The sequence below is a fragment of the Micromonospora sp. LOL_025 genome (assembly GCF_048060285.1).
Classification (GTDB): Bacteria; Actinomycetota; Actinomycetes; order Mycobacteriales; family Micromonosporaceae; genus Micromonospora.
On record NZ_JBHMIR010000008.1, the window covers coordinates 28873 to 41197 of the forward strand.

Below are 12325 nucleotides of genomic sequence, written 5' to 3' on the forward strand. Positions count from 1 at the left end.
TCCCGACGGCCCGCCGCCCAGGAGTCCCTGGGCGGCGGGCCGTCCGCTCACCACGGGAAGCGCGGGTCGGGCACCCGCGACGGTGGGGGTACGCGCGGCGGCGGGGGCACGCTGCGATACTTCGCCACCCGCACCTCCCACTGGCTGCGCCGGCGCATGGCGTCGCGGACCCTGCGGTCGCGGTAGAACGTCTCCGGCGGCCGGGCCAGCCCGTAGATGTCCGCCCACCACTCGCCCGGCTCGGGGTCGAGAATGGTGTCCAGGTGCGAGGGGTAGCGACGCCCCGCCCCGTCGCGGGTGTCCTGCCAGTCCCGCATCGGCTTCAGCACCCGACCGAACTCGTCGACGACGGCCAGCCGGAACCCGGCGACCCCGATGATGCGGCGCAGGAGCAGGATGCTCGGCACCAGCCGGCCCGCCTCGATCCGCCCGACGGTGGAATGGTTCACCCCCGCCCACCGGGCCAGCTCCCGCTGGCTGAGGCTGGCGTACCGGCGGACCGCCCGGACGATGCCCGCGGCCGGCCACGGAGTGTCGAACGGCTCGGTCAGCATCACGGGCCGCTCACGCGTTTCCGCCGCCTGGTCGTTGCCCGCCGCCTGGTCGACGCCCGACGGCCCGGCCGAGCCCGACGGCCCGACGGCACCCGACAGCCCGTCGGGACCGGACAACTGGTCGGCGCCAGGGGGTTGGCCGGAGCCAGGCGGTCGGTCACTTTCCGGTTCGGCGGGAAGCTCGCTCATACCGTCACGGTCCCGGCTGCGGCGCCTCTCCCGCAATCCCGCCCGCTCCGCCTGTGGACAACGCAGCCGCCTGTGGAAAACCAGCCACCGGTCCTGCCCTTAGGCGCGGGACACCCTCCGGCGGGCAGTCACGCTCCGCAACAGGATCGATGTCTCAGCCATTGACTACGTTAAGTGACGACAGATGCGGCCCTGAAAGGGCCCGGATCAAGGCCGATGACGTCGGCAGCGCCGCTACCTGGGGATTCAGCGCTGAGCCCTCTCGGGGGCAACAAACCCCCGCATGCCCTTTGCTCTGCATCCTGATACGCACCGGACACACATAGTTGCTGGTGCGTATCAGAATGCAGAGCAAAGCGTCGGAAGGAGGGCGGCATCAAGGGCACAGTCTCAATACACAGCGTTACGAACCAGCGCTGGTTGTTGACGTGCGGAGCGGGTACCTGCTCGAAGCCGGCAACCAGCGCCGACGCCCCCGTGTGCCAGCGACGACGGCGACCAGCACCGGCACCAGCACCGGACGTGTCAGAGCCGAAAGGGCCCGGACCAGGCCGGACCAGGCCAGGCCGGACCAGGCCAGGCCGGGTCGGGTCAGTAGCGCTGGCGGAGGAGTCCGGCGGCCTCGACCGCCCAGTAGGTGAGGATGATCTGCGCGCCGGCCCGACGGATCGAGGTCAGCGTCTCCATCATCACCCGCTCCCGGTCGATCCAGCCGTTGGCGGCGGCCGCCTCGACCATCGCGTACTCGCCGGAGACCTGGTAGGCGGCGACCGGGACGTCCACCGCCGCGCGGACCGCCGACACCACGTCGAGGTACGGCAGGGCCGGCTTGACCATCACCATGTCGGCGCCCTCGGCGACGTCCAGCTCGACCTCGCGCAGCGACTCCCGCAGGTTGGCGGGGTCCTGCTGGTAAGCGCGACGGTCGCCCTCCAGGGCCGACTCCACCGCGTCCCGGAACGGGCCGAAGAAGGCCGAGGCGTACTTGACGGCGTACGCCAGCACCGCCACGTCCTGGTGGCCCGCGGCGTCGAGCGCCCGGCGTACCACGGCGACCTGGCCGTCCATCATCCCGGACGGTCCGACCACACCGACCCCGGCGGCGGCCTGGGCGACCGCCATCTCGGCGTACGCCTCCAGCGTGGCGTCGTTGTCGACGCCCCCGTCGGGGGTGAGCAGGCCGCAGTGCCCGTGCGAGGTGAACTCGTCCAGGCAGAGGTCGCTCATCACCACCGTGGCGTCGCCCACCTCGGCGACGACGTCGCGGATCGCGACGTTGAGGATGCCGTTCGGGTCGATCCCGCCGGACCCGGTGGGGTCCCGCCGCTCCGGCACACCGAAGAGCATGATGCCGCCGACGCCCGCCTGGACCGCCTCGGCTGCGGCCTTGCGGAGCGAGTCCCGGGAGTGCTGGAGCACCCCCGGGAGCGACGCGATCGCCCGCGGTTCCGTCAGCCCCTCCTTGACGAACATCGGCACGACCAGCTCGGCCGGGTCGACACGGGTCTCGGAGACCAGCCGCCGGATGGCCGCGTTGCGGCGCAACCGGCGGGGCCGGATCTCGGGGTACGGCATCACGGACCTCCTGCTACGACTACCGGAACCTCAGGGCGGTCGGCCCCTGCACCTTCGAGCCACGGCGCTGCTTCGCCGGCATGGCGGCGAGCTTCTCGCGCAGCTCGACGGCGTAGGCGGCGAGCGCCTCCACCAGATCGGGGACCGAGGCGTGCGGCGGCTGGACGTCGACCCGCAGGCCGAACTCCGTCGCGGTCTCCGCCGTCTTGGGCCCGATCACTGCAACGACGGTACGGGCGTGCGGCTTCCCCGCGATACCCACCAGATTGCGCACCGTGGAGCTGGACGTGAAGAGCACCGCGTCGAAGCCGCCCGACTTGATCGCGTCCCGGATCTCGGCGGGCGGCGGGGCGGCCCGGACCGTCCGGTAGGCGGTCACGTCGTCGACCTCCCAGCCGCGCTCGGTGAGCCCGGCGGCGAGGGTCTCGGTGGCGATGTCGGCGCGCGGCAGCAGCACCCGACCGACCGGGTCGAGGATCTCGTCGTGCGGCGAGAACTCGGCGAGCAGCCCTTCGGAGGACTGCTCCCCGGACGGGATCAGCTCGGGCTGGATGCCGAACGCGCGGACGGCGTCGGCGGTCGCCTCACCGATACACGCGATCTTGACGCCGCCGAAGTGCCGGGCGTCGAGACCGTGCTCGGCGAACTTCTCCCAGACCGCGCGAACCGCGTTGACGGAGGTGAAGATCACCCAGGCGTACCGGCCGTCGACCAGGCCCTTGACCGCCCGCTCCATCTGGGCCGGGGTCCGGGGCGGCTCGACCGCGATGGTCGGCACCTCGCAGGGGATGGCCCCGTACGCGCGCAGCCGCGCGCTCATCACGCCGGCCTGCTCCTTGGTGCGGGGCACGAGGACCTTCCAGCCGTACAGCGGCCGGTTCTCCCACCAGCTCAGCTTGTCGCGCTGGCCGACGCCCTCGCCGACGGTGAGGACCACCCGGCCGGTGAAGCCGAGCGCCGCCGCGACGAACGAGTCGACCGTCGAGGTGGTGGTGTACTGCGTCTCGCCGGTGCCGTCGCCGGTCACCCCGACGCCGGTGGTGCCGTCCACCCCGGCCGCGAGCAGCCCGTCGCGGATCGCGGCGAGGTCACCGGCGTCCACGGCGAGGGCCAGCGAGCCCCGGCCGACGGCCGCGGCCAGCGCGTCGAAGTCCAGCGCGCTGACGTCCTCGACGTCGGCCGCCGTACGCACGCCCGGCAGCGGCACGCCCGCGTAGGTCGCCACCCCCTCGGCCTGGCCGACGCCGGGGACGACCTCGAAGTGCGCGGCGGTCCGCGCGACCGCCTGCACCTCCTTGACGACCGACTCGTGGCCGAACGGGTCGCCGGCGACCAGGTGCACCGCGTTCAGCCCGGAACGGGCCGCCGAGATCAGCACCTTCGCCACGTCACCCGGCGCGCCCTCCGCCGGGGTGAACTGGGCGTCTTCCCTGGCCTGGGCGCGGACGGCGTCGAGCAGCGACTCGGGGACTCCCCGGTCGTACACCACCTGGTCGGCGTCGACCAGGGCGTCGTGCGCCCGGCGGGTCAGCAGGCCCGGGTCGCCGGGACCGGCCCCGACGAAGGCGATGCGGCCTACGGGCTTACGGGTGCGGGTCATTCTGTGCTCCCAAATTGCTGGGTCCCCGGGCCGGCGTGTCCATCGTGGCCGAGGATCGAGTCGGCGCCGAGGTCGAGGAGTTCGGCGGCGAGTGCCTTGCCGATCTCCGCCGCGTCGGCGAGCGTTCCGGTGCGGGACAGCCGGAGGTCTCTCGTACCGTCCGGACTGATCACCGCCCCGCGCAGATAGATCTCCTGGACGACGTCGCCCTCGGCACCCGAGCCGGTTGGCTCACCTTCGGCGACGACGGCGTAGGCGGCGACCGGAGCGGAGCATCCGGCCTCCAGGGTGGCCAGCAGCGCCCGTTCCGCGGTGACCGCGGCGTGGGACGGTGCGTGGTCGAGCACGGCGAGCAGCTCGACCAGCTCCGTGTCGTCGGCCCGGCACTCCACCGCCAGCGCGCCCTGGGCGGGCGCGGGCAGCATCAGCATCGGGTCGAGCGTCTCGGTGATCACGTCGGTGCGCCCGATCCGGGCCAGCCCGGCCCGGGCCAGGACGACCGCGTCGAGGTCGGCCTCCGGGCCGAGCACCCGCGCGACGCGGCTGTCGATGTTGCCGCGGATCGGGGTGACCTCCAGCTGCATCCCGAGGGCGTGCAGCTGGGCGATGCGGCGCAGCGCGCCCGTGCCCACGGTCGCGCCGGAGGGCAGCTCGGTGAGCGTCCGACCGTCCCGGGCGACCAGCGCGTCCCGCGGGTCCTGCCGCGTCGGCACCGCCGCGATGTGCAGCCCGGCCGCCGCCGCGGTGGGCAGGTCCTTGTAGGAGTGCACCGCGAAGTCGATGGTGCCGGCGGTCAGGGCGTCACGCAGGGCGGAGACGAAGACGCCGACGCCGAGCCGGTGCACCGGTGCGGACGACCGGTCGCCGGCGGTGACCACCTCGACCAGCTCGACGGGCCGGCCGGTGGCAGCGGTCAGGGCCTCGGCGACGTGGCCGGACTGGGCCATCGCCAGCTTGCTGCCCCGGGTACCGAGGCGCAGGGGCGTGCTCATCGCTCACCTCCGTTGGGCGGGACGTCGGCGGAACCCGTCGACGGTGGAATGTCGGCGAGGCCGAAGGGCGGCGGGACATCGGCGAGGCCGAACGGCGGCGCGGCGTCGCCGGCCACGATGTCGGGGACGTTGTCGACCGGGGACGTCTGCGGCACCTGGAGGTCGAACAGCTCGCGCAGCAGGGCGGCGTACTGGTCGCCGCCGGGTTCGGCCGCCAGCTGACGCACCCGCACGGTCGGCTGGTGCAGCAGCCGCTGCACCACCCGGTGCACCGTCCGGGCCACCTCGGCGCGCTGGTCGTCGGTGAGGTCCGGGCGGCGCTGGGCGAGCCGGCGCAACTCGGCGCCGACCACGTCGTCGGCGCGGCCCCGCAGGGCGGCCACCGTCGGCGCCACGTCGGCGCCGCGCAGCCAGGTGAGGAAGGCGTCGACCTCGCCGGCCACGATCCGCTCGACGGCGGCAGCGTCGGTGGCGGCGGGCCCGTCGGCGAGCAGCGTCGCCATCCGGTCGATGTCGATGACCTCGACGCCGGGCAGCTCGGCGACGCCGGCCTCCACGTCGCGCGGCACGGCCAGGTCGAGCAGGACCAACGGCCCCCGGCCGGGGTCGCGCCGGGCGAGCGCCCGGGTCACCACGTCACGGGTGAGGACCGCTTCGGTGGCCGCGGTGGCGGCCACTACGATGTCCACTGTGGAGAGAACGGTGGTCAGCTCCGCCATCGGTGTCGCGCTGGCCCCGTACGCCTCGGCCAGCCGGACGGCCCGGTCGGCGCCCCGGTTGGTGACCGTGAGCGGCCCGGCACCCAGCCGAGACAGCGTGGCGACGCCCAGCGACCCCATCGCGCCCGCGCCGACCACCAGCGCGGGACGGCCGGCGAGGTCGCCGTCGAGGTGCCCGGCGGCCAGCTCCAGCGCGGCGGTCACCACGCTCTGGCCGGCCCGGTCGATCCCGGTTTCCGCGTGCGCCCGCTTGCCGACCCGCAGCGCCTGCTGCATCAGCTCGTGCAGCAGGCGCCCGGCGGTGTCGGCCCCGGTCGCGGAATGGTAGGCGTCCCGGAGCTGGCCGAGGATCTGCGCCTCGCCGACCACCATCGAGTCGAGCCCGGCGGCGACCCGGAAGACGTGGTCCACGGCGGCGGCGTCGAAGTGCACGTAGAGGTGGTTGGCGAGCGCGGCGGGCTGGCAGCCGGCCTGGTCGGCCAGCACCGCGCAGATGTCGCCGAGGCCGCCGTGGAAGCCGGACACGGCGGCGTAGACCTCCACCCGGTTGCAGGTGGAGACGAGCACGGCCTCGGTCACGTACGGCTGGGCGACCAGGCGGTCCAGGGTGCGGGTGAGGTCCGCGGGGCCGACCGCGAGCTGCTCCAGCGTGGCGACGGGAGCGGTGCGGTAGGACGCGCCGACGACGAGCAGTTTCACGTGCCGATCGCCTCCTGCGGGTCGGTGACGGCGAGCCCCCCGGGCAGGGCGGTCAGGGCGGACCCACCGGTGGCGGGCAGCGCGGTCAGCGATGCCTTGCGGTGCTCGTGGAAGGACAGGATCTGCAGCTCGATCGCGAGGTCGACCTTGCGCACGTCGACCCCCTCCGGGACCGAGAGTACGCACGGGGCGAAGTTCAGGATGCTCGTCACACCGACGGCCACGAGCTGGTCGGCCACCGCCTGGGCGGCCGGGGCCGGGGTGGCGATCACGCCGATGGCGATGGCCTCCTCGACGGCGACCCGCGGCAGCTCGTCGATGTGCCGGACGACCAGCCCGTTGATCTCCTCGCCGACCCGTGCGGGGTCGGCGTCGAAGAGGGCGGCGATCCGGAAGCCGCGGCTGGCGAAGCCGTCGTAGCCGGCGAGGGCGTGACCGAGATTACCCACGCCGACCAGGGCGACGGCCCGCCGCTGGGTGAGCCCGAGCACGTACTCGATCTGGTCGACCAGCAGCGCCACGTCGTAGCCGACGCCACGGGTCCCGTACGAGCCGAGGTGCGAGAGGTCCTTGCGGAGTTTCGCGGAGTTCACACCGGCGGCGCTGGCCAGACCCTCGCTGGACACGGTCTCGTGGCCGGTTTCGGCGAGGTTGTGCAGGGCACGGAGGTATTCCGGGAGCCGCGCGACGGTCGCCTCCGGCAGATCCGGGAGCGCCGGTACGGCACCGGCGCGGCCGGGCGCGCCAGGGTGACGGTGCTGACTCATGAGACTCCGTGCGGTGCGATCCTCGGCCAACTCGTGCGGCCGGCCGTTTCGGGATCCCCGCTGGCGACCGAGAATGCCGGCTGTGCTAGCAGGGCGCGTCGGAACTACAGAGTAGGCGCTTGTGAAGGCGTGCACAAATCGCGATCTTGAAAGCTCGCGACCCGGCTTCACCAGCCCCTCCATTCCGCAAGATCGATCCGGCGGCCGCCGCCGGCCGCCGCCCGGCCTCCGGGCGACGCCGATGGCGCCGGCGCGCCGATTATTGCTCAATTAAGACTTCTCTGACCAATCACGCGACCCACGGCTCGCCCACGATCCGGTCACGGTAGGGCCAGCCCTACGCCCGAGAGGCGGGCCGACGGGATGGGTCGGCCACTGCGCGCTGCCTAGCCTCTTGACATGACCGCCGTACCCGTCGCCGCCGATCAGCCCGTGCCGGCGCCGACCATCTCCCGACAGCTCCTGCTGGACTCCGGCTACGTGCTGCTGGGCCTCCCGCTGGCCCTGGCCAGCTTCGTCGTCCTGCTGGTCGGCCTGGCTGCCGGGCTGGGGCTGGTCGTGACGGTGATCGGCCTGCCGATCCTCAGCGGCACCCTCTACGCCGCCCGGGGCCTGGCCGACATCGAGCGCCTCCGCCTCCCCACCGTGCTCCACCAGGCCCGGATCCGCCCCCAGTACCGGCTCCCCGAGCCCGGCGCGAGCGCCTGGCGGCGGATCTTCGTGCCGATGGGGGACGCGCAGTCCTGGCTCGACCTGGCGCACGGCATCCTCAAGCTGATCGTGGCCATCGTCACCTTCGTGGTCACGCTGGTCTGGTGGGCCGGCGCCGTCGCCGGCACCCTCTACTGGGCGTACGACTGGACGCTGCCGCACGGCGACCCGGATGACGTCGGCCTCCCCCAGCTCCTCGGCCTCGGCGATTCGACCGTGGCCCGGATCGGGCTGCACACCGCGATCGGGCTGTTCTTCCTGATCACCCTGCCGATCGTGGCCCGGGGCTGCGCGCTGCTCCAGGCCGGCTTCGGCCGGGCCCTGCTCACCGGCGTGGCCGAGATGCGCAACCGGATCACCGTGCTGGAGGAGCAGAAGCGGGCCGCCGTCTCCGCCGAGGCGAGCGCGCTGCGCCGGCTGGAGCGGGACATCCACGACGGGCCGCAGCAGCGCCTGGTCCGGCTCGCGATGGACCTCAGCCGGGCCCGCCAGCAGCTCGCCACCGACCCGCAGGCCGCCGGGCGCACCCTGGACGAGGCGGTCACCCAGACCCGGGAGACGCTCGCCGAGCTGCGCGCCCTGTCCCGGGGCATCGCGCCGCCGATCCTGGTCGACCGGGGACTGCCCAGCGCCCTGGCGGCACTGGCCGGGCGCGGCCTGATCCCGATCGAGCTACGGGTGGACCCGGAACTGGCCAGCCCGGCCGGCCGGCTCGACCCGGCGGTGGAGAGCACCGCCTACTTCGTGGTGTCCGAGGCGCTGACCAACGTCGCCAAGCACAGCCGGGCGACCGAGTGCCGGGTCACCGTGGCCCGGCACGACGGGCGGCTGGAGGTCGACGTCGACGACGACGGGCAGGGCGGCGCCCACCTGGCCAAGGGGCACGGGCTGGTCGGCATCGCCGACCGGGTCCGCGCCGCCGGAGGCCGGCTCTCCGTGGTCAGCCCGGCCGGCGGGCCCACCAAGATCCGCGCGGAACTCCCGCTGTGAGCCGCACGTGGTAGACAACAGGACATGCGGATCGTGATCGCGGACGACGCGGTGCTGCTCCGGGAGGGGCTGGTACGGCTGCTCACCGAGCGCGGGCACGAGGTGGTGGCCGCCGTGGCCGACGGCGACGCGCTGGTGGTGGCGGTGGTGGCCCACCGGCCCGACGTGTCGATCGTCGACGTCCGGATGCCGCCGTCGCACACCGACGAAGGGCTGCGCGCGGCGGTGGAGGCCCGCCGGCTGGTGCCCCGCACCCCGATCCTGGTCCTCTCCCAGTACGTCGAGGTGTCGTACGCCGACGACCTGCTCGCCACCACCGGCGGCGGCGGGGGCGGCATCGGCTACCTGCTCAAGGACCGGGTGGCCGCGATCGACGAGTTCCTCGACGCGTTGGACCGGGTGGCCGCCGGCGGGACGGTGCTCGACCCCGAGGTGGTCGGCCAGCTCTTCGCCCGGCGCCGGCGCGACGACCCGCTGCGCGAGCTGACCCCGCGCGAACGCGAGGTGCTCGCGCTGATGGCCGAGGGCCGCTCCAACACGGCGATCGCCAGGACCCTGGTGGTCACCGACGGCGCCGTCGAGAAGCACGTCCGGAACATCTTCACCAAGCTCCAGCTCCCGCCCGACACGGAGCAGCACCGGCGGGTCCTGGCCGTGCTGGCCTACCTGCGCAACTGACCGGACGCGCGTGGTGCGACGGCGGTGCCGGGGCCCGACGCCACCTCCCGACCCCGCCGACCCGCACCGCACCCGCCGCCGCGCGTCCGCCCGACCGGTCAGGGCAGCGTGGCCGCCAGGCTCACCGCCTCGCTGAGGGTGTCGGCCACCGGGTGGCCGGAGGCGCGCAGCCGTGCCGCGTCGGTGAACCCGCCGGTGTAGAGGACGGCGCGGCCACCCACCGACACGGCGGCGTCGGCGTCGTCGACGGAGTCGCCGATCAGCACCACGTTCCGGCCGTCCACGCCCAGCTCCGTCAGGTGCCGCCGCAGCGACTCGGCCTTGCGGTCCCCGCCGACGCTCGCCCGCAGCCCGTCCACCCGGACGAAGTGCCCGGTGAGCCCGTACGTGTGCACGGTCGGCACCAGTTCCTCGTGGAACCACATGGACAGCAGCGACTGGCTGCCCGGCCAGGCCGCCATCGCGTCGCCTGCGTCGTGCGCCAGCTCGCAGGTCGTCAGCCCGGTGCGGTACGCGTCGTGGAAGATCCGGTCCAGCCGGCCGAACGCGTCGTCGTCGACCGCCCGGCCGAGCACCTCGGCGTAGTAGTCGGCGATCGGCCGGCGGAACCGCACCCGGTGCTCGTCGGCGGTCACGGCGGGCCCGCCGACGCTGGCGAAGGCGGCGTTGGTGCAGGCGACCACCAGGCTCAGGTCGTTGAGCAGGGTGCCGTTCCAGTCCCACACCAGGTGGTGGCGCGCAGGCGTCATCGGAGCACCCTAGCGCCCGGCGTCACAGCTGCGGCGTGGTCAGGTCCCGCAGCAGCCGCTCCTCCTCCACCCGCCAGTAGCCGTGCTCCTTGCCGTCGAGCAGCACCACGGGCAGCCGGTCGCCGTACTCGCGTTCCAGCTCGATGTCGTCGGTGACGTCCTTCTCGGTCCACCGGTCCCCGGTGACCGCCACCACCCGGTCCAGCGCCAGCTTCGCCTCGTCGCAGAGGTGGCAGCCGGGCCGGGTGATCAGGGTGAGTCGGGGCTCACGCATCGGTCTCCTCCGTCGTGCTGGCGCCGGCCGGGGCCGGCGGGTGGGTCTCCGGCGACGCCGCCGGGGACGGCACCGGGGCCGTCGGGGACGACGCCGTCCGGAGCAGGGTCTTGCGCACCTTGCCGATCACCGAGTGCGGCAACTCGTCGACGAACTCGACGGCGGTCGGGCACTTGAACCGGGCCAGGCTGCGGGCGCAGTGGGCGAGCAGCTCCTCACCGGTCACCGGACGCCCCGGCGCCGGCACCACGTACGCCCGGACAGTCTCGCCGGTCCGCGGGTGCGGCACACCCAGTACCGCCGACTCGACCACCCCCGGGTGCGCGGAGAGCACCAGCTCGACCTCGTGCGGGTACACGTTGAACCCGTTCACCAGGATCAGCTCGCCGATCCGGTCCACCAGGAAGAGGTCGCCGTCGGAGTCGGCGTACGCCACGTCGCCGGTGGCCCACCAGCCGTCGGCGTCCGGGCCGCCCCGGCCGTCCGGCCAGTAGCCGGAGAAGACGTTCGCCCCGCGCACCACGACCTGGCCCGGGTCGGTGCCCGGCGTGCCGTCGGAGAGGTCCAGCTCGTCGGTGTCGTCGTCCGGCTCGGCCACGCCGTCGCGCCACAGGTCGGCCCCGTCGGTCCCGACCAGACGCAGCTCGACGCCGGGCAGCGGCCGGCCGATCGAGCCGGCCTTCGGCTCCCCGCCGACCAGGGTGGAGGTCAGCACCGGGGCGGTCTCGGTCAGGCCGTACCCGACGTGCACCGGGCGACCGGCGACCTCGGCGAAGCGCGCCGCGACGGCCGGCTCCAGCGGCGCCGCGCCGCAGACCACGACCCGGACCGACGTCGTCGCCGTGGCGAGGGCGGCGTCCGCCGTGGACCAGGCGGCCACCATCGACGGCACGCCGACCAGCACGGTGACCCGGTGCCGGGCGATCACGGCCAGACCCGCGTCGGCACCGAGGTCGTCGACGAGCACCCCGGTCGCGCCATGGTGGACGACCGCGCCCAACCCCGCGTTCAGCCCGTACGCGTGGAACAGCGGCAGCGCCAGCAGCACGGTGTCGTCCGGGCCGACGACCGGCGGGTCGATGCGGCCGACCTGCTCGTGGTTGGCCGCCAGCGCCCGGTGCGTCAGCATCGCGCCCTTGGGCCGCCCCTCGGTGCCGGAGGTGTAGAGCAGCAGCGCCAGGTCGTCGCCGCCCCGGTCGGGGAACGGGTGACCGGCGTCGGCCACCGGCGGCGCGGTGTGCACGGCGACGAGCGCGGGCAGGTCCCCGGCGGCGTCGGCGACCATGTCGCGCACCCGCTCGGTGCCGATCAGCACCGAGGCGCCGGAGTCGGCCAGCACGTGCCGCAGCTCGGGGGCGGTGAGGCCGGGGTTGACCGGCACCGCGACCAGCCCCGCGCGCAGCGCGGCCAGGCAGCTCACCACGAAGTCCGGCGAGTTGCCGAGCGCGACGGCGATCCGGGGCGGGTGCGGGTCGGCGGCCCCCGGCGTCGGGCCGGGCCCGCCGGGTCGCGCCCCGGTCAGGGCCGCCAGGGCGTGGGCGGTGGCCGTCACCGAGGCGTCCAGTTCGGACCAGGTCATGGTCCGCTCGCGCCAGTGCAGCGCGGGTCGGTCACCGTGGGCGGCGACCGCCCGGTGGAGCCGCTCGACGAGGGTCGAGGCGGAGCTGTCGGTTGCGTCCTGCACGGTGGCTGAGTCTGGCACAGCGCGGGGCCTGCGGGCCATGCCCGCCGGAGGCCGATCGGGCACCCCGGCCGGCGGGAACGGCGGCCCGGACAAGTCCCGTCGACAGGACGACCGGTGAGCGCGGACGGGACGGAACCCGTCCCG

11 protein-coding genes are annotated in these 12325 nt (G+C 74.3%); 2 read left to right on the forward strand and 9 right to left on the reverse strand.

The annotated features are described in order from the left end of the window. Positions 1-47 precede the first annotated feature (47 nt). From ACFHW0_RS13025 to ACFHW0_RS13050, 6 genes are all read right to left on the reverse strand, one after another. On the reverse strand, positions 48-743 hold the full coding sequence (locus tag ACFHW0_RS13025) for a helix-turn-helix domain-containing protein (RefSeq protein WP_416607545.1): 696 nt from the start codon (positions 741-743) through the stop codon (positions 48-50). A gap of 591 nt (positions 744-1334) precedes the next feature. Beyond that, positions 1335-2318: a porphobilinogen synthase gene (gene hemB, locus ACFHW0_RS13030; RefSeq protein WP_416607546.1), complete on the reverse strand. Its 984-nt coding sequence runs from the start codon at positions 2316-2318 to the stop codon at positions 1335-1337. Between the two features lie 19 nt (positions 2319-2337). Next, the gene (locus ACFHW0_RS13035; protein ID WP_121399975.1) at positions 2338-3918 is read right to left on the reverse strand and encodes a uroporphyrinogen-III synthase; all 1581 of its coding nucleotides are present in this window, start codon (positions 3916-3918) and stop codon (positions 2338-2340) included. Beyond that, positions 3915-4910, reverse strand: coding sequence for a hydroxymethylbilane synthase (gene hemC / locus ACFHW0_RS13040; protein ID WP_416607547.1), 996 nt, complete (start codon positions 4908-4910; stop codon positions 3915-3917). Before hemC ends, ACFHW0_RS13035 begins: the two co-directional genes overlap by 4 nt. Beyond that, a complete protein-coding gene (locus tag ACFHW0_RS13045) occupies positions 4907-6328 on the reverse strand; it encodes a glutamyl-tRNA reductase (protein ID WP_416607548.1) in 1422 nt (473 codons plus the stop codon). The genes hemC and ACFHW0_RS13045 overlap by 4 nt, the downstream gene beginning before the upstream one ends. Next, a complete protein-coding gene (locus ACFHW0_RS13050) occupies positions 6325-7095 on the reverse strand; it encodes a redox-sensing transcriptional repressor Rex (RefSeq protein WP_121399977.1) in 771 nt (256 codons plus the stop codon). Before ACFHW0_RS13050 ends, ACFHW0_RS13045 begins: the two co-directional genes overlap by 4 nt. A gap of 399 nt (positions 7096-7494) precedes the next feature. Here ACFHW0_RS13050 and ACFHW0_RS13055 point away from each other — a divergent pair, with 399 nt between their 5' ends. Both ACFHW0_RS13055 and ACFHW0_RS13060 read left to right on the forward strand, forming a co-directional pair. Then, a complete protein-coding gene (locus ACFHW0_RS13055) occupies positions 7495-8796 on the forward strand; it encodes a sensor histidine kinase (RefSeq protein ID WP_416607549.1) in 1302 nt (433 codons plus the stop codon). A 24-nt stretch (positions 8797-8820) separates the two neighbouring features. Continuing rightward, positions 8821-9474, forward strand: a complete 654-nt coding sequence (locus tag ACFHW0_RS13060; protein WP_366639922.1) for a response regulator transcription factor — start codon at positions 8821-8823, stop codon at positions 9472-9474. Between the two features lie 98 nt (positions 9475-9572). Here the strand turns inward: ACFHW0_RS13060 and ACFHW0_RS13065 are convergent, their stop codons facing one another. From ACFHW0_RS13065 to ACFHW0_RS13075, 3 genes are read right to left on the reverse strand one after another with little or no spacing between them, the layout of a single operon-like run. Continuing rightward, a complete protein-coding gene (locus ACFHW0_RS13065; protein ID WP_416607550.1) occupies positions 9573-10223 on the reverse strand; it encodes an HAD family hydrolase in 651 nt (216 codons plus the stop codon). A gap of 22 nt (positions 10224-10245) precedes the next feature. Next, positions 10246-10497 (reverse strand): glutaredoxin family protein, encoded by a 252-nt coding sequence (locus ACFHW0_RS13070; protein WP_121399981.1) that lies wholly within the window; start codon positions 10495-10497, stop codon positions 10246-10248. Continuing rightward, a complete protein-coding gene (locus ACFHW0_RS13075; RefSeq protein ID WP_416607551.1) occupies positions 10490-12220 on the reverse strand; it encodes an AMP-binding protein in 1731 nt (576 codons plus the stop codon). The genes ACFHW0_RS13070 and ACFHW0_RS13075 overlap by 8 nt, the downstream gene beginning before the upstream one ends. Between the last annotated feature and the right edge of the window lie 105 nt (positions 12221-12325).